Below are 17,397 nucleotides of genomic sequence, written 5' to 3' on the forward strand. Positions count from 1 at the left end.
TTTCGCGGCCGGAAGTCGGCGTCGATTCGAGCGGCGGCGGCGGGTAGACGCCGTATAACTACTCCCGCGGGGCGCGTGGAACTGCCAGAGAGTATGCGATACCTGTTCTTCACCAACACGCCCGCGCACGTTCACCTCTACAAGTACGCCGTCAGAGAGCTTCAGGCGATGGGTCACGACGTGCTCGTCCTCGGCCGCGACTACGGCTGTACCAAGGACCTCCTCGAGTACTACGACCTCCCGCACGAGATATACGGCTCCTGCGGGACGACGAAGTACTCGCTTTTCAAGTCGCTCCCGTCCCACTACGTCAACATCTTCCGGGCCGTGCGGCGGTTCAAGCCCGACCTCATCTTCGGGATGGGCGGCTACGCGGCCCACGCCGGGGCCGTCTCGCGGACGCCCGTGGTCCTCCTGCTCGACTCCGAGCCGACCTCGCTGGACCACGTCGTCTCCCGGCCGTTCGCCAAGGCGATTCTGACGCCCCACACCTTCGGGAAGGACCTCGCGGACAACCACTACCAGTTCCGCGGGTTCAAAGAGACGGCGTACCTCCACCCCGATGTGTACGAGCCCTCGGTCGACATCCGGGCCGAACTCGGTCTCGACCCCAACGAGCAGTTCGTCGTCGTCCGGTTCAACGCGTTCGGCTCGCACCACGACGTTGGACACGGCGGGTTCACGCCCGAGCGCCGCCGCGAACTCATCGAGATGCTGGGCAAGCGCGCGACCGTCTTCGTCCTCGACGAGAGCGAGGAGCGCCGCGACGGCGACCTCGACACCCGCCCGTTCGACTTCCACCCCGCGCTCGTCCACGACGTACTCGCGGAGGCGAGTCTGCTCGTCGCCGACACCCAGACCATGGTCACCGAGGCGGCGCTCCTCGGGACGCCCGCCATCCGGTCGAACTCCTTCGTCGGCGACGACGACATGGGCAACTTCGTCGAACTCGAACGGCAGGGGCTCATCTCCAACCTCAAGTCGTTCGACGACGTGATGGCCCGCGCCGAGGAACTCCTCGCCGACGACGGTGCGAAGGCCCGCTGGGCCGACAAGCGCGACGCGTTCCTCGCGGACAAGGTCAACCTCACCGACGTCATCGTCCAGGTGGCGCTGAACTACGGCTCCGTCGAGACGGTCGACTCGCTGACGCGACACACCGTCCCGGCGTAGTCGCCGTTGCGCCATAGCTGACCTCACGCCGCCGGCGGAATCGAAGCCCCACCCGCTGCTTCCGTCCGCCCCCGAAGACGGTCAATCGACCCATAACTAACCGCCGAACCGCCCAATTTTCGCGTATCGACCGGCGCGCGCCCGCGCCCGCCTCGACGCGTCCCGCGACTCGGAGTCGGAGTTCGAAACTCTCCGACCACGACCCGCAGAATCAACCCATGAAGCCCAAGCAAACACTCCTCATCGTCGGCCCGAAAGGCACCGGCGGCATCGACCGATACATCACCGAACAGCGTCGCTACCTCGAAGACCGGATGGACGTCCGCGTCTACACGCGCTACACCGCGCCGAAGGGCGAGGGGCTCGAACTCGCCGCGCGGATGCTCCTCTCGTCGCTCATTGCGGTCGCCATGTTTCCCTTCCAGCGACGCCCGGACATCGTCCACGTCCACTCGTCGCACACCTACTCGTTCTACCGCGCGGCGTTCTTCGCCCTGTTTTCGAAGTACGTCTGGCGCGTCCCCGTCGTCCTCCACATCCACGGCTCGTCGTTCGACGACTTCCTCGCCACCGACTCGCGGGTCGTCCGCCGACTCCAGTCGCTCGTCTTCGACGCAGTCGACGACGTGGTCGTCCTCTCGGAGTACTGGCGCGGCCTCGTCTCCCGACTCGCTGGCGAGGAGAAAGTCCACGTCATGGCCAACGCCGTCGAACCTGCGGAGTACGACCCGACGTACCCGACCGACCCCGTTCATCTCGTCTTCGTCTCGAACCTCATCGAGCGCAAGGGCATCCGCGAGTTCCTCGACGCCGTCGAGATACTCGAATCCACGCCCGGTCTCGACTTCGAGGTGAGCATCGGCGGCCGCGGCCCCCACGCCGACCGCGCCGAGGCGGTCGCCGCCGCCCACGACAACGTCTCGTACCTCGGCTTCCTCTCCGAGGAAGACAAACGCGACCTCATCAGCCGCGGGACGGTGTTCGTCCTCCCGACCTACGCGGAGGGGCTTCCCATCGCCATGCTCGAAGGCATGGCCGGCGGCAACGCCATCGTGACCACGCCGGTCGGGAGCATCCCCGAGGTCATCACCGACGACCGCGGGATTCTCGTCGCGCCCGGCGACGCCGAGGAGCTGGCCCGGGCGCTCGCGCGACTCGTCTCCAACCCCGAGGAGGCAGTCCGCATGGGGCAGACGAACCGTGCGGTCATCGAGGAGCGCTACTCGTGGCAGTCGAACGCGGACGAGCTGGTGGCGATGTACGCCGAGGCGGCGTAGCGTCGGGGCCAGTCTCTCTTTTCTCCGAAACCCCGCGGAGACGCGCTCTTCTCGATGTTCGCTTCGGCGGTCGTCAACGGAGTCAGCCTTTTAATGTTAGCCAATCTACAATTACTGGATGGACGACACTGCACTCGAATCGCTGGTGCGGGACGACATCGGTGGTCGGGCGCTCGCGAGCGTCCTCGCGCACGCGGAGCGCGGCGATGGAACTGTCACGTACGACGCTGTGAGCGATGCTGTCGACGCTGAGACGTGGGGTCGGCTGCTCAGGACTGGCGTGCTCGTGCCCGCCGACGACGTGTTCGTCGTCGACGACCCGCCGGCCGTTCGGGACGCACTCGCCGACGCGGGTATCGAGGTCGGCGCCGCGACCGCTCAGCCCGCTCCGACGACTGACGAATCGGCGTGGAGACCGGTCGACAAACTCGCCGGAGCGGGCGCAATCACCCTCGTGGCCGGCTATCAGGTGCCAGCCATTAAAGCGGCGATTGTCGGTCCGATGGACCTCGTCCTCGGGCCGCTCGCCGGGGTGCTCCCGTTCCCGCTGCTCGTCGTCGTTCTCGCGACGGCGGTTGCGCTCGTCTCGACGGGCTTTCGTCGCCGGTTCCTCGACGAGGACGGAATGGACGCACAGAGAGAGCAGATGCAACGGATTCGAGAGAAGCTCAGCACCGCGAAGCAGCGCGGTGACGACGCCGCCGTGGAACGTCTCACCGAGCGTCAGCAGGAGCTGATGCGGGACCAACTCGGGACGATGAAAAACAACCTCCGGCCGATCGTGTGGTCGATGCTCATCACGGTGCCCGTCTTCCTCTGGCTGTCCTGGTTCGTGATGAACCCCGCAGGAGCCATCGTCACGGCCGCGCCGGTGATTCCGATAGCCGACCGCATCATCTGGAGCGCGCGGTTAGTCGGACCGATGCAAGTTTGGATGGTGTGGTACTTCGTGAGTTCACTCGCCTCCAACCTGTTCGTCAAGCGAACAGCTAGCCGGCTGTTCGACCAGAACACCGCCCAAAACCCCGCCTGAGGAACGCGGTCGGTGGTCCCCAGCACGCGTCGCGTCGTCCGTCTCCTAGCGTTCTGACGCGCTCCGTGTAACCGATAGTCCGACCGAAAAAAGAAAGCTGCAACGCGTACTGAGTGGCTCGTCCGGCCTCAGTCGGCCGGTTGCGGCGCGTCTTCGGCTTCTGTCGCGCTCGCGGCACCCTCACCGACGCCGCGGCCTTCGCGGTCGATGTACTTGCGGACCCAGAGTTCGCCGGTGATGATGCCGGAGATGGCGCTCATGTGCTCGGCCTCGCCCGTGAGTTCCTCGCGCTGGAGGCGACGAATCTCGTCGGCGTCGAAGTACGGGCGCTCGCAGGCGGAGTCGAGCAGGTCGTCGATGCGCTCGCGGAGCGCGCGGTTCGTCCGGTACCAGTCGCCGATGGTCGAGCGGCCGCCGTAGGTGTGCACGTCGCCGACGAGACGCTCGCGGATGCGGTCGACGGAGGTGCCGACGACGAAGCCGGCGGCGTGTTGCCACATCGGGCGCGCCGGCGGGACCTTCGTCCGCTCGTAGGGGATGTCCGCGAGTCGGCTGTCGAGGCGGCGGACCAGTTCGACCTTCGGGTAGGCCGTCCCCGCGGGAATCTTCCCGTTGGTGAACGGAATCGAGCCGACGCGGTGCGACAGCGGCATCCGCGTCACGGCGCGGAGGAACTCGGTGTCGCTGAAGGGGACCCGCGTGCCGGCCTGACTCTCGGCGATGGGGTTGCTGGCGAAGTCGCACCGTGGGAAGTAGTTGCGGTAGTAGCAGTCCATCGCGGTGCTGTAGAGGTCCGGCTGGTCGCTCTTGCGAACCTCCTCGCGGTAGGTCGTCATCGGGTCGAACTCGGTCCGGAGGAGCCGGCGGGCGTCGTCAACGTCGATGCGGTGTTTCGCGCGGTATAGCGCTGCTTCGGGGGACTTGCTCCCCTCGACGGCGGCCCGGCCGATGCCGTCGCCCATCATTCCACCCTGCCCGCAGCCCTCGATGAGCACGTCGGGCATGTCCTCGATGTTGAACACGTTCGCGAGGTTGACGAACGTCGAGAGGCCGACCATCCCGCTCGTCAGCTGGACCGACGTGTCGAGCGAGTCGACGAGCGCGTTCGACTCGACGGGCACGCGCCTGTTTTCGAGGCCGAGCACCTTGGAGACCTTTGCGGCGAGTTCGAGGTTGCTCCCGTTCGCGGGGTTCGAGTCGTAGGTGTAGGTCGTGAGGTCGTGGTAGCGGCTGAGTTCGCCCGCCATCGAGCGACTGTCGAGGCCGCCGGAGAGCCACAGGCCGATATCGCCGTCTATCGTGTCGCCCATGTCGGCGATGACGTCCTGATAGGCCTCGGTGAGGTCGTCGAGATAGGAGTCGTCGGCGCTCTGTTCGAACGTGTGGTGCCAGTACGCCTCGATTTCGGGGCCGGCGTCGGCCCGGTAGTCGAGGACGGACCCCGAGGGGAGGAACTTCACGCCCTGCACGAGCGTCTTGTCGCCCCAGACGTGCCCGATCATGAGCAGGTCGCTGATAGCGCGCTCGTCGACCTGCGGGTCGTCGAGGAGGGTCGTCAGCGCGCCGACCTCGGTCCCGAAGGCGAACGGCTCGCCCGCGACGTAGAAACACTGTCGCGTCCCGAGTTTGTCGCTGGCGAGCACGACGCGCTCGTCGTCGCCGTCGACGCCGACGACGAGGAACGAGCCATCGAGTTCGGGGAGGAGCGCGTGCGGGTCCTCGAACAGTCGGTCGAACAGCCCATCGGCGTCGAGGTCGAGTTCGTCGAGGTTCGTCACCGCGCCGTATATCGCTCCCACGCGCGAGCCGTCCTCCCAGACGGTACAGCCCTTGGGGTCTCTCGCGCCGTGGTGGAGCACCGAGACGCCGAAGCGGCCGGTCGAACGCGTCGCCGACTCGTACCAGTCTTCGTGGTGGAGTTCGGCCGCGCAGGCGTCGAGCGCCGCCGCGTCGAGCGCGCCGCCGACGAAGCCGGTCATCGAAGACCCTCGCGTCCGGTTCGCTCGGCGGTCTGTGGCGTGACTACTGTGAGTAACATCGTTGCCCGATATCCGCGTGCGTCGGGTTTTGTTATCACGCACCTATACGGCCGCGCGGCGGCGTCGAGCGTCGTCGAACCGACCGAAACCGAGATTCGAACGGGTCGCTGTGCCGAACGGCCCCTTGGCGCCCGACTCTTCGGTTACTGACCTCCCGAGACGCGGGGAAGAACGCCCATACCGTCCGCCGACACCGATTACATTCTCAATAACAAACTACGCTACTCGCCTTCTCTCACGGGATGAAGCAACGCGATTCGCGGCTCACGAGAACACTCCTCCTCGTCGGATTTCTCGCGCTAGCCGTCGGTATTCTCGTCGCTCGCGCGTCGCCGGCGCGCGCGTACGAGGTTTCAATTTACCAGTCGACCCCGGCGGTCTTCTGGGTCGGCGTGGCGGTGGCGGTGCTGACCGCGTTGGTCGTGGTCGTTCGCGCCCCGAACAGTCGGTTCGCGGCCGGTGGCGTGAGTCTGGCAGCCCTCGCGATAGCCGCGGTCTCAGCCCTTCCGCTCGTCCGGGAGTACTACTTCTACGGGTTCAACGACTCGTTGACGCACCTCGGCTGGGCGAAGTCGCTCGCCTCGGAGACACTGACGCCGCTCGAAATCGTCTACCCGAGCGGCCACGTCTCCGCGGGGCTGTTCAGCGCCGCCCTCGGCGTCGAAATCACCACCGCGATGATGCTGGTGGTGTTTTTCGTCTCGGTCGTCTACCTCGTGTTCGTCCCGCTTCTCGTCTCGCTCGTCGTCCCCGACCGCCGGGCGGTCCTCATCGCCGTGTTCTCGGCGCTGTTGTTCCTGCCGGTGAACCTCAACGGGTTCAAGCTCATGTTCTTCCCCTACTCGCTGGCGTCGTTCCTCGGACTGGTGCTTCTGTACCTCTTCTTCAAGCACCAGTTCTCCGGAACCGACGCCGTCGAGAGTCGGTGGCGCGGCCACGTCACGCCCGTCTCGCTCCTGTTCGCCATCGGGACGGTCGCGCTGGTGTCGTACCACCTGCAGGTCGCCGTCAACTACCTCGTGCTGTTCGTCGTCGCCGCGGGCATCCAGCTCGTCCAGCGCTGGCGGACCCCGGACGCCGTCGCCGAACAGCGACCGGTGTACGGCCTGACGCTCGTCTTCGCCGGGGCGTTCGTCTACTGGCTGACGCAGTACACGGTCGGCTTTTCCACCGGCGGCCTGTTCGTCGAGGGCGTGCTCGGAATCCTCTCGGGGAGTTCCGAGGCCGGCTCGGCCATCTCTCAGCGCACCGGTTCCGTCACCGCCGTCGGCGGCGGCATCTTCGACGTGTTCGTGAAGCTGTTCCTCGTGAACGCGGTGTACGCCCTGATAACCTTCGGCGTCTTCCTCGGCGTCCTGTTCGGGCGGCTCCCGCAGCTGTCGGCTCAGGGCCGGACCATCCTGCGGACGCTGACGTTCAGCCTCGTCGTGTTGGTGCCGTACTTCTTTGCGCACCTCCTCGGCGTCATCTCGGAGACGAACTTCTTCTTCCGCCACGTCGGCTTCGCGATGATTCTCGCGACCGTTGTCGGAAGCGTCGGGCTGTTCTACGCGTTCGAGTGGCTCGCGGGAACGAGCTACTGGTCGAAGTACGGACGGGCGGTCAAGGCCGGCACGCCCGTCGCGACGGCGCTCGTCATCGGGCTCACGCTCATGGTGATGTTCCCGTCGCCGTACATCTACCTCCCCTCGAACCACGTCCCCGCCCAGCAGATGGGGGCGTACGACACCGCGTTCGAGATGTCCGACGAGGACATCCGATACGTGGGTATCCGCGGGAACCCCGACCGCTTCGCCGAGGCACTGCCCGAGCGAACTACGCCGGCGCTCGGCTTCACGACGCCCGACGAGGCGCTCACCGACCTGCCGAGCTACTACGACGGCCCGCGGTATCTGATGGTCTCGAAGACCGATTACGACCGCGAGGTGGTCGCGTACCGCGAACTCCGGTACTCCGCGGCGAATCTCACGGCCGTCCAGAACCAGCCCAACGTGAACCGCGTCATGGCGAACGGCGCGGCCGACCTCTACTACGTGTCCGGGTAGTAGCACGGAGTCCGATTTCTCGTTTCACGCCGACACCGGGCCGGTCCCGTCGCTCCCGTGGAGTTCGCCGGTGCTGCCGCTGTCTCTCTCGCTTGGTCCTACGTCCACTTCGAACCGGAGACGCATCTCTCGATTCGAGTGCGTCGCGGTCGCGTCGTGGTCTCCTCCGGGCCGCGGGTCAGAAAAACGGGGAGGGAAGTCGACGACTCACCGGCTCAGAACGGCGGGTTGTAGTCCTCGTACTCTTCCATCTGTTCCATCTCGTCGGTCTTCGACGGCATCACGGCTGCTCGCGGACCGCTGGCCTGCCGCACGGTCACCTCGGAGACGTCGTCGACTTCGTCGGCGATGCGCTGCTTGATGGCCTTCATCGTCATCGGCGCGATGCCGCATCCGGAGCACGCGCCGCCGATGGCGATGGTGACCTCGCCGGTCTCGTCGTTCACGTCCTCGATTTCGAAGTGCCCGCCGTGTTCCTGAATCTGCGGGACGTTGTTGCTCAGGTAGCTTCGGGTCTGCCGTTCGAGTGATTGTGCGCTCATAGGCGTTCGTCGCTACGTGCCCATTTGTAATAAATCTGGGCTATTAGGGGTGCCTAAATTCAGGCGATTCAGGGCTTGTATGGCTATTTTTAGGCCACACGAACATCCCGTGATAGGTTTCCTATCACTTTTCGAGCACCCTAAAACACCGCGATTTTCAAATTCCGTGTCGGCACGAATATTCTTCGCGCTCATCGTCGTGTGCGGAAAGTTGCCACACGGCTTTGGACCGCTGACTCGGTCTCGCCGCTCGTCGCCTTCCACCGCTTGACCGCTCGTTTCCTCCTCCGTCAAACAGCGCCTAATTCTCGCGGCCGCGGGAACCGCGACCCCGCCGGAATCCAGTAGCGAGTCAATAATTAATCGGCTCGTGAGCCGATGTGTAGCCGAGTGTTACCGTTCGTGAATACGCCGGGTCACCGCCGAAGCGGCGACCCCCGAGGTGCGTTCGATGAGAGATAAGATTCGCTCGGTCGTCCGGACGATTCGCCGCCGGTTCGTTCCCGGCGACGACGACAGCGACCTCGCAGAGCGGACGGTGAAAAGCGGGATGTGGGTCTCGGCGATGAACGTCCTCGACCGGGTGCTGAAGGTCGTCATGTTCGTCGTCCTCGCGCGGTTGCTCGGCCCCGAGGCTATCGGGCTGATGGGTATCGCGCTCCTCACAATCTCGGCGCTGCTGAGCCTGACGAACCTCGGAATCGACGCCGCGCTCATCCAGCGCGTCGACGACGACGTGGACGAGTACCTGAACACGACGTTCACGCTCGAACTCCTCCGCGGCCTGCTGATGAGTTCGATTCTCTACTTCGCGGCCCCGTCGCTCGCCTCGCTGTTCGGCGAGCCCGCCGCGCGGGACCTCATCCGCGCCATCGCCCTGGTCCCGATTTTCCTCGCGCTGCGGAATCCCGCGATGGTCTACTTCAAGAAGGACCTCGCGTTCCACAAGGAGTTCGCCTACCGGGTCAGCGGCACGACGGCCTACGTCGTCGTCGCGCTCGGTTACGCCGCGGTCAGCCCGACGGTCTGGGCGCTCATCTTCGGCTACCTCGCCGACGCGAGCGTCCGTTCGGTCGTGACCTACTTCCTGCACCCGTACCGCCCGCGCCCCGCGTTGAACCGCGCGTACGCCGCCGAACTCATCGGCTACGGGAAGTGGGTCACGGGGTCGTCCATCGTCGAGTTCCTCTACGGACAGGGCGACGACGCGGTCGTCGGCTGGCTCCTGACGGCGACCTCGCTCGGTTACTACCAGCTCGCCTACCGCATCTCCAACGCGCCGGCGACCGAAATCGCCGTCGTCGTCTCCAGCGTGATGTTCTCGACCTACTCGAAGCTTCAGGAGGACCAGCGCGCCCTCCGCGAGGCGTTCTTCAGCACCTTCCGGCTCACGGCGTTCGTCGCCTTGCCCATGTCGGTCGGCATCTACCTCGTCGCGCCCGCCTTCGTCGGCGCGTTCCTCGGCGAGGACTGGCTCCCGATGGTGCTCGCCATGCAGATTCTCGTCGCCTACGGGCTCTTTCGGACGCTCTTCGCGACGTTCAACCCCGTCTGGCGCGCCGTCGGCCGCCCCGACGTGCAGACCAAACTTGGCTTCCTCCGCGTCGCCCTGCTCGCGATAGCTATCATCCCCGCGACGAGCGCCTACGGCATCGAAGGGACCGCCCTCGCGGTCACGGGCATCCTCGCGTTCCCGATGGTCCCGCTCTACGCGCGCGAAATGAAACGAACGCTCGGCACGACTTACCGCCGGTTCCTCCGAGAGCTCTCGTACCCCGTCGCTGCCAGCGGCGCGATGGCGCTTGCGGTCCTCGCGGCGCAGAACCGCGTCGGGTCGCCGCTCGTCGAGTTCGCGCTCCTCGTCGCTATCGGCGTCGTCGCCTACGCCGTCAGCGCCGCGTCGCTCATGACGCTCTTCGACTGGCGGGTCAAACAGAACCTCCGGGAACTCGTCTCCGTGATGTCCAAATGAGGGCGGCGTTCGGCCGACTCGACGGCCCCGACGAGTGGTCGATTCGACTGACTCTCATTGCTAGCTGAACCTTCGACGTGAATCAAACCTATCAGAACCCCGTCAGAAAATGTGGGTGCGGTGAAACGAACGCCCTCGCAAGGTTCGGTGGGAGCGTAATTACCAGTTCATAGATTGATTATCAGACGAGCTGAGACGTTTCACGGGCTACCGTTGACCCGACATGGGATACCGGTTTGACCCGTATAGTCTCCATTAAGCGGTTGTTTTACGGGCGCAAACTGCCCCCATATCCATATTTAGTTGATACTATTCTGAGAGAATATAAGGTGTGTCTTTGATATGCAACTGGTAACTAATTGGCTTCTATCCGAAGCAAACCGGCACGTAACCGTAGCTAACCCGATTATACCTCGCAATAATGATTATCACCTTAACGAGGGCTTTCCTCGGGTATGGCACGACTAACCGATGGAGATGACGACGAATCTGCGGCGGATTCAGACTCCATCCTCGAATCGCAACTCAACAGGCGGAACTACCTCAAACTCGGTGCGATGGCCGCATCGACTGCCCTCTCTGCCGGCGTCGCGTCGGCTGCGTCTGGACCAGAGGAGCGCTTCGGTATCCAGTGGGACCGCGTCGTCAACGCGGTGGACGACCTTGGAATGGACCCCAACGGAAACGAACCGATAGACAACCAACTCGATTCCGCGTACGAAAGCGGGACGCTCATCGAATTCCCTCCGGGTGAGTATCTCGCCACCGAGACGCAGTACTGGAACGACGGCGTCTCCCGCTTCGGGATGGTCGGTACCGGCAGTTCCCACAAGGACGTGCAGTTCGTCTTCCCGTCGGGCAACAACGGCGAGAAGTACCGGTTCCTCGAAATCACGAGCGGGGACCACCACGTCCTGAAGAACTTCTCCATCCAGCAGACCGACGACGACACCACCACGGCGGACATCTGGATGATAAACGACGACGGCGGCCTCATCGAGGACGTCGAGTGGCTCGGCCGCACGCCCACCGACAATAACGCTCGCCGCCAGCTCCTCGCGTACGACTGTTCCTCCGTCGACGGCGTCAACGTCGCCCGCCGCGTCTACATGCGCGAGGGTGCCGAGCTTCCGGGCTACCCCGACGGCGTCGCGGGTATCCGCGTGCAGGGTGGCTCCGTCGGCGAGATTCGCCTCGTCGACTGCCACATCGAACAGCGCGGGTCGTCGTCGTTCCGCGCGACCCACACCCGCGGCGTCCTCCGCGTCGAGGGCGGGCTGTTCAAGAACAACGACAACACCAACATGCGCATCTCCGCGGGCGACCACCCCTCCAAGACCTCGTGGATCAAGGGCGCGACCGTCATCATGGACGCGGACAACCTCAACGAGCACGCCCGCGACGGCGACAGCCTCGACAGTCCCGAGGGCCTCCGCATCGACTCCACCGGCAACGGCTACGCCGGCGTCCTCATCGAGGACTGTGACTTCATCTTCAAGTCTTGCCCCACCTCGCGCGGCATCGTCTCGTCGCCGACGTGGGCCGGCCACGGCGGCTTCACCCTGCGTAACTGCCGCATCCAGAACGACACGTCGGTCCAGACGATTCACGCCGACTCCGTCGACACCGACACCGCGGACAAGCCGTGGGGCGTGAACCTCGAAAACGTCTCTATCACGGGTAGCACGCGGTCCCAGCCCGCCGGCGCGGCGGTCTGCATCGACAACGACCGCAACGGCTCGACCGTCCAGAACAGCTGTATCCACTTCCCGAACGGCGACGTGGACGGCGTCCTCGTCAACGACGCCACGAACTGTGAGATTCTGGACTCGAACATCAACGTCACCGGGCAGGCGACGGTGTTCAGTGGGGCCGACGTGGACACGAGCAACATCACGAGCAGCGACACCTGTCCGCTCCCGAGCGCCGACGGGAGCACTAGCGACGACTCGTCGACCACGGACGACTCGACGGATTCGACGACCGATTCCACGGATTCGACGACCGACTCCACGACCGAGCCCCTCCCGAACGAGATTCGCCTCGTCGGCACGGGCACGACGACCCAGTACGAGTTCACGGTGACGGACTCGCTGCAGGCGTCGGGCGACACCATCGAGGAGTGGGACGACATCTCCGGCGGCACCGCGACCGGCTGGATTACGACCGACGGCGTCGAGGACGCGTACACGTTCTCCGGCGACATCGACTCGTTCTCGTTCCTCGAAGGCGAGTGTGAGATTTACGTCAACGGCGAGCAGGTGACGGAGAGTACAGTCACGGACGCCACGACGGATTCGTCGACCGACGGCTCCACCGATTCGACGGACGACTCTACGACGGACTCCACGACCGACTCCACCGACCTCTCGCACGAACTGCGCCTCGTCGGTACGGGCACGCAGACCCAGTACGAGTTCACCGTCAGCGACGCGCTCGAAGCCTCGGGCGACACCGTCGAGACGTGGGACACCATCGACGGCACCTCCGCTAGCGGCTGGATTACGACCGCGGGCGTCGAGGACACGTTCAACTTCGCGGGGAGCGTCACCTCCTTCAGCTTCGTCGAGGGCGAGGCCGAGATTTACGTCGACGGCGAGCAGGTAACCGAGAGCACGGTCACGGACGCGACGACGGACGACTCCACCGATTCGAACACGGACGGTTCGACGGATTCGACCGACGACTCCACGACTGACTCCACCGACAGCCAGAACGAACTGCGCCTCGTCGGCACCGGCGCCGAGACGCAGTACGAAGTCACCGTCAGCGGCACGCTCGAAGCCTCGGGCGACACCATCGAGCAGTGGGACGACGTGTCCGAAAGCTCCGCGACGGGTTGGGTGACCACCGAGGGCGCTGAGGACACGTTCACCTTCACGGGCACGATTACGTCGCTGTCGTTCCTCCAGGGCGAGGCCGAGGTCTACGTCAACGGCACGCGGGTCGACCCCGCCGTGTTCTCCCTGCCGAACACCCTCGTCGTCGATGGCGACGGCACGGAGACGACGTACGAATTCATGGTCTCCGGCGACATCCTGAACGACCCGCTCGTCGGGCCGATCGAGAGCGACGACAGCGTCACCAACGGCAAGGTGAAAGGCTCCGTCACGGACAACGTCGACGCCTTCCGGTTCTCGGGTGACATCAGGAAGATGAACCTGACCGGCGACGCGGCGCTGACGTTCGAAGACAACGACGGCTGAGCCGACAGCGGACAGCGGACGACGGCAGGAAAACGGCACGACAGCACAGCACGCGGCGCACCGCTCACGCGGTGACGCCGCAGACAACTGAGGCACCCATGTTCGTATTTCGACGCGGTTTTTTTCGATTTTCCACCCGACAGCTGAGCGGTGACCACGTTCAGGACGGAGCGGCGGCCGCGCGAGCGCGAGTTACGCCGCGTCGTCGCCGGCGTCCGCGCCGTCGGTCGGTTCCTCGGTCACGGTAACCCAGACGTACGCCGAGCGGTACGCCGTGTCGGTACTCGGTTCCGCCGGCGCGTCGCCCTCGTACAGGAAGTAGGTGAGCCGGAGGTCTTCGCCGGTCAGCGCCGGGGCGAACGTGTGGCGGGTCCGCCACGTCTCGCCGTCCGCGACGGTCTCCGTCCGCGACCCGAGCACCTGTCGCTCGACAACCGTCGTCTCGCCGTTCGTCCGCTCGACGCGCTGGAGTTCGGCCACGAGCGTGTAGCTCGTCGCCTCGCCCTCGGCGTTCTCGATGGAGACGAACAGTTCGGTCTGCTCGCCCACCGTCAGTTCCTCGGGGTAGTCGGCGGCGACGAACTCGCCGCCGGCGTCCTGCGTGAGAAGCGACAGGCTCGAATACGACTCGCCCGTCCCCGGTGCGACGAGCGCGTAGCTCAGGCTCGCGACGGCCAAGAGGATGGCGAACGCGAGCGCGACGTTCAGGAGCGAGTCGACCCGCGAGGACTGGTCGAACGACCGGGTCACGTCGGCGTACCAGCGCCGAATCGGGACGTGGAAGCGCTCTTCCTCGGGGAGTCGCCGCCGCCGCACTTCGCCGACGGCGAGGCCGCCGACGATGATTGCCGACAGCGAGAGCAGGACAGGCGCGGCGTTCAGTCCGACGCCAGCCCAGAGGAGCGCCAGTCCGACCACCGGCAAGAGCGCGACGCTCATCCCGAAAGCGAGCGCAAATCGCTCCGTGAGGCTGAGGTCCGGCTGCCACTCGAATCGGCCGAATGACGGCCCCTCGGTCGGGTTGCCCGACGACCCGGCGGGAAACAGTGCGAGCAACAGCGCGTAACCTGGAAGAAACAGCAGTACTGGGAGTCCGACAAGGGCTTGGACGGTCGGAACGACGTCGAGAACCGCGACGAGGCTACTCGAGACGACGACGAGGAGAGAAGTGGGCACGTCCAACGAGAGTTCGTCGAGTGCCTGGTTTAACCGTCCTTTGCTGTGTGATGTAGACCCCATTACCGGCTAGATGACGCGACTAGGCTGTTGTTATTGAGCGCCTCACCCCACGGTTTTCGGCGGTACGAGGTGACTAACTTCCTCCCCCTACTATTTCGCGGCCGTCTGAGACTCTGTCGAACTCTTTCTCGCTTCTCTCGTCGCTCTCGTCGCTCTCGTCGGCACCGTCGACGCGGGACGACGGCTGTGCCCCGTTCGACGGACCCCGCTCGAACGACGTGGACGGCTCCGCCTCGACTCGCAACCGTTCGTTCTCGCGGCTGTCGAGGACCATCGCGCCGCCGAGCGACCCGAAGCCGACGAGGAGTCCGGTGAGAGACTGCCGACCCGGTCGGTCCTTCGACTTCGACACGACCCCACCGACCAGTCGGAGCACGCCGGCGAGGACGCTCATCACGCCGAGCGCGTAGAGGACCGCAACCGGATGGACGCCGCCGTCGAGGTATCGAACGCGGAGTCGCCAGAGGAAGTCCCTGAGCAGGAGGAACGACAGTCCGGGGACGAACGTCGAGTACCTGATGCCGCTTTCCTCGTCGCCGTAACGCGCGTGCATCGGCACGGTCGCGACGCGTTTTTCCGCGACGTTCAGGTGCACGAGCAGGTCGTTCAGGAAGCCGTACTGGTCGTACAGCCGGTCGAAATCTAACTCCGAGAGCGCGTCGGCCGAGATGGCCGTGTAGCCGTTCTGCGGGTCGCGGATGTGCCAGTAGCCGCTGGCGATGCGCGTCAGCCCGGACAACAGGAGGTTGCCGAACAGCCGCCACGGCGGCATTCCCCGGCGGGTGTCGCGCGCGGCGAGTCGGTCGCCGACGGTGTAGTCGGCGTCTCCGTCGACGACGGGGTCGATGATGGCGGGCATGATGTCCGGGTCCATCTGTCCGTCGCCGTCCATCACGACGACGATGTCCATCCCGTCGGCGAGAGCGCGTTCGTAGCCGGTCTTGACGGCCGCGCCGCGCCCGCGGTTGACCGGGTGTCGAATCGGGACGACGCGTCCGTCGAGCGACGTGCCACCGTCGGCCGCGGCGACGACCGGTTCGGCCGCTCGCTCGTTCGCGCGCGCCGCGTGCCGCTGAATCATCTCCCACGTGCCGTCGGTTGAGCGGTCGTCGACGACGTACGCGCGGTCGACGAACGCGGGGAGGGTGTCGACGACGCCGCCGACGAACCGCGCCTCGTTGTACGCGGGCACGACGACGCCGACGGCGTTACCGCGGTACATCGACCCTCGCGTGCGACCCCGTTGTTGAACGCCGCGCGTCGACCGGTCCGCCGTCGTCGGGCGTGTCGTCCCGCGGCGGCGAATCGAGTTGGAGAGTGCGTAGGAACATCGATACTTCGACCCGGTGATTGGGCCGTTCGGGTCTTTGTTAGTCGTCATCAACACGTATGTAAACCCGAATTTCAGGCGTTTAGGACGGTTAATGCGGGTGTCTAACCGCCACGAACGCGTGACTATCAGCACTCATGTCACGTTCGACGAGACTGTCAGAAAAATCAGCATTTCGGCGTATTTGGGTCGGCACGTCGGGCGGGGAACGCGTCAGACGGTGTCTCGAACCGACTCCCAGTAGCTCGACGCGGTGACCACGTCCAGCCCGAGTTCGTCGACGTAGTCCATCGTCTCGGCGAACGCCCCCGGGCTGACGGAGCGTCCCCTCCCGGTCACGTCGTGGTACATAAGCACCGCGAGCTGGTTGTACTGGGCGGCGAAGTCGAGCGCCTTCTTCGCTTTCTGCACGTCGTCGCCGTCGGTCCGGCCGACGATTTGCGGGTCGGATACCGCACCGGTCGGACCCCCGACCGTCACGAACCCGAGGTAGTGGTAGTCGCTCGCGATGTCGAGCGCCGACTCGTTGTACCGGCCGTACGGCCAGATGATGAAGTCGGCCCCGCGTTCGAACCCGTTTTCGACGAGCCACGCCTTCGACTCCCTGATGCTCGCGCGCTGGTCGGCCGGCGAGAGGACGCGGAACGAGTCCGACTGCTGGGGGTGGCTCACCATGTCCCAGCCGGATTCGACCATCTCGTCCATCCCCGACCGGGGGATGCGGTGGCTCGACCCGACGGTCCACGGGATGACGCCGACGACGCCGGGGAAGCCGTGGGACTCCAGTATCGGATACGCTGTGTCGTACTGGCTCCGGGTGTTGTCGTCGAACGTTATCATCACAGACCCCGCGCCGGCCCGCGGTTTGGCCCGGAGCGAGTCGACGTAGAACCGCGCCGCAGTACCGCCGCCGGTGTACATCTGGATACTTATCTCGGTGACGTTCGTCAGGTCCGGTGACCCGGTGACGCGCTGCGGCCCGAGGTCGAGACGCTGCCAGCCGGCCTTCCAGATGTGCCGACCGAGAAGCAGCGTGTTGTCGTAGTCGGGCGCGGCGAGGCGAACCGTGATACCCTCGGTGTCGGGCGTTTCGAGGTTGACGGCCAGCGAGAGGTCGGCGTCAGAGAGGTCGATACCGTCCTCGAACGTCCGGTAAATCCACACCCGCTCGTCGTCCGGCGTCGCTTCGAGGCGGAGCGACTGCGACCCGGAGTAGACGACGTCCTCTTCGACGGCGTACCGCCCCGCAATCGTCCCCCAGAGACGCTCGTCCTCGAAGTCGTCGACGAGCCATCCGACGTCTCTGAACCGCTCTCGGCTGTTGAACGCGACCGCCAGCGGGTCGCCCGCCGCGTCGACGCTCGGGTCGTCGTATCTGAACCGCGGAGTCGGGACCGGCGGCTCGCTCGTCGCGGTCGCCTCGGGAGTACCGGCCGATTCACCGCCCCTCGCAACACAGCCGCTGAGCATGGCGGCGCTCAGTCCGAGATATGAACGCCGTGACAGATTCATATAGACAACTGTCGCCACGAGTGGATAGT

At 65.4% G+C, this 17,397-nt stretch carries 11 protein-coding genes; 6 read left to right on the forward strand and 5 right to left on the reverse strand.

The window, feature by feature from the left end; all coding sequences use genetic code 11:
• Nucleotides 1-93: 93 nt before the first annotated feature.
• From C5B90_RS17215 to C5B90_RS17225, 3 genes are all read left to right on the forward strand, one after another.
• Nucleotides 94-1,173: a DUF354 domain-containing protein gene (locus C5B90_RS17215; RefSeq protein ID WP_115883187.1), complete on the forward strand. Its 1,080-nt coding sequence runs from the start codon at nt 94-96 to the stop codon at nt 1,171-1,173.
• A 218-nt stretch (nt 1,174-1,391) separates the two neighbouring features.
• Nucleotides 1,392-2,450, forward strand: coding sequence for a glycosyltransferase family 4 protein (locus tag C5B90_RS17220; RefSeq protein ID WP_115883188.1), 1,059 nt, complete (start codon nt 1,392-1,394; stop codon nt 2,448-2,450).
• A gap of 118 nt (nt 2,451-2,568) precedes the next feature.
• Nucleotides 2,569-3,483 (forward strand): DUF106 domain-containing protein, encoded by a 915-nt coding sequence (locus C5B90_RS17225; RefSeq protein ID WP_115883189.1) that lies wholly within the window; start codon nt 2,569-2,571, stop codon nt 3,481-3,483.
• A 128-nt stretch (nt 3,484-3,611) separates the two neighbouring features.
• Here the strand turns inward: C5B90_RS17225 and C5B90_RS17230 are convergent, their stop codons facing one another.
• The gene (locus C5B90_RS17230; protein WP_115883190.1) at nt 3,612-5,462 is read right to left on the reverse strand and encodes an asparagine synthase-related protein; all 1,851 of its coding nucleotides are present in this window, start codon (nt 5,460-5,462) and stop codon (nt 3,612-3,614) included.
• A 302-nt stretch (nt 5,463-5,764) separates the two neighbouring features.
• On the opposite strand from C5B90_RS17230, the gene C5B90_RS17235 reads away from it, so the two are divergent.
• The gene (locus tag C5B90_RS17235; RefSeq protein ID WP_115883191.1) at nt 5,765-7,567 is read left to right on the forward strand and encodes a hypothetical protein; all 1,803 of its coding nucleotides are present in this window, start codon (nt 5,765-5,767) and stop codon (nt 7,565-7,567) included.
• Between the two features lie 215 nt (nt 7,568-7,782).
• Here C5B90_RS17235 and C5B90_RS17240 read toward each other — a convergent pair whose 3' ends face one another.
• Entirely contained in the window at nt 7,783-8,109 is a 327-nt protein-coding gene (locus C5B90_RS17240; protein ID WP_115883192.1) for a NifU family protein, read from the reverse strand.
• A gap of 451 nt (nt 8,110-8,560) precedes the next feature.
• Here C5B90_RS17240 and C5B90_RS17245 point away from each other — a divergent pair, with 451 nt between their 5' ends.
• Together C5B90_RS17245 and C5B90_RS17250 are read left to right on the forward strand one after the other, a co-directional pair.
• Nucleotides 8,561-10,081 (forward strand): lipopolysaccharide biosynthesis protein, encoded by a 1,521-nt coding sequence (locus tag C5B90_RS17245; protein ID WP_115883193.1) that lies wholly within the window; start codon nt 8,561-8,563, stop codon nt 10,079-10,081.
• 455 nt (nt 10,082-10,536) lie between these two features.
• On the forward strand, nt 10,537-13,287 hold the full coding sequence (locus tag C5B90_RS17250) for a hypothetical protein (protein WP_115883194.1): 2,751 nt from the start codon (nt 10,537-10,539) through the stop codon (nt 13,285-13,287).
• 192 nt (nt 13,288-13,479) lie between these two features.
• Here C5B90_RS17250 and C5B90_RS17255 read toward each other — a convergent pair whose 3' ends face one another.
• The 3 genes from C5B90_RS17255 to C5B90_RS17270 form a co-directional block, all read right to left on the reverse strand.
• The gene (locus tag C5B90_RS17255; protein WP_115883195.1) at nt 13,480-14,526 is read right to left on the reverse strand and encodes a DUF1616 domain-containing protein; all 1,047 of its coding nucleotides are present in this window, start codon (nt 14,524-14,526) and stop codon (nt 13,480-13,482) included.
• A 73-nt stretch (nt 14,527-14,599) separates the two neighbouring features.
• On the reverse strand, nt 14,600-15,748 hold the full coding sequence (locus C5B90_RS17260; protein ID WP_115883196.1) for a glycosyltransferase family 2 protein: 1,149 nt from the start codon (nt 15,746-15,748) through the stop codon (nt 14,600-14,602).
• 321 nt (nt 15,749-16,069) lie between these two features.
• Nucleotides 16,070-17,326, reverse strand: coding sequence for a polysaccharide deacetylase family protein (locus tag C5B90_RS17270; RefSeq protein ID WP_115883198.1), 1,257 nt, complete (start codon nt 17,324-17,326; stop codon nt 16,070-16,072).
• Between the last annotated feature and the right edge of the window lie 71 nt (nt 17,327-17,397).

The sequence above is a fragment of the Haloferax sp. Atlit-12N genome (assembly GCF_003383095.1).
Classification (GTDB): Archaea; Halobacteriota; Halobacteria; order Halobacteriales; family Haloferacaceae; genus Haloferax.

What these genes read in the sequence shown, in the direction of transcription:
- C5B90_RS17215 (WP_115883187.1), top strand. Translation starts at nt 94, where the DNA reads ATGCGATACCTGTTCTTCACCAACACGCCCGCGCACGTTCACCTCTAC.
- C5B90_RS17220 (WP_115883188.1), top strand. Translation starts at nt 1,392, where the DNA reads ATGAAGCCCAAGCAAACACTCCTCATCGTCGGCCCGAAAGGCACCGGC.
- C5B90_RS17225 (WP_115883189.1), top strand. Translation starts at nt 2,569, where the DNA reads ATGGACGACACTGCACTCGAATCGCTGGTGCGGGACGACATCGGTGGT.
- C5B90_RS17230 (WP_115883190.1), bottom strand. Translation starts at nt 5,462, where the DNA reads ATGACCGGCTTCGTCGGCGGCGCGCTCGACGCGGCGGCGCTCGACGCC.
- C5B90_RS17235 (WP_115883191.1), top strand. Translation starts at nt 5,765, where the DNA reads ATGAAGCAACGCGATTCGCGGCTCACGAGAACACTCCTCCTCGTCGGA.
- C5B90_RS17240 (WP_115883192.1), bottom strand. Translation starts at nt 8,109, where the DNA reads ATGAGCGCACAATCACTCGAACGGCAGACCCGAAGCTACCTGAGCAAC.
- C5B90_RS17245 (WP_115883193.1), top strand. Translation starts at nt 8,561, where the DNA reads ATGAGAGATAAGATTCGCTCGGTCGTCCGGACGATTCGCCGCCGGTTC.
- C5B90_RS17250 (WP_115883194.1), top strand. Translation starts at nt 10,537, where the DNA reads ATGGCACGACTAACCGATGGAGATGACGACGAATCTGCGGCGGATTCA.
- C5B90_RS17255 (WP_115883195.1), bottom strand. Translation starts at nt 14,526, where the DNA reads ATGGGGTCTACATCACACAGCAAAGGACGGTTAAACCAGGCACTCGAC.
- C5B90_RS17260 (WP_115883196.1), bottom strand. Translation starts at nt 15,748, where the DNA reads ATGTACCGCGGTAACGCCGTCGGCGTCGTCGTGCCCGCGTACAACGAG.
- C5B90_RS17270 (WP_115883198.1), bottom strand. Translation starts at nt 17,326, where the DNA reads ATGCTCAGCGGCTGTGTTGCGAGGGGCGGTGAATCGGCCGGTACTCCC.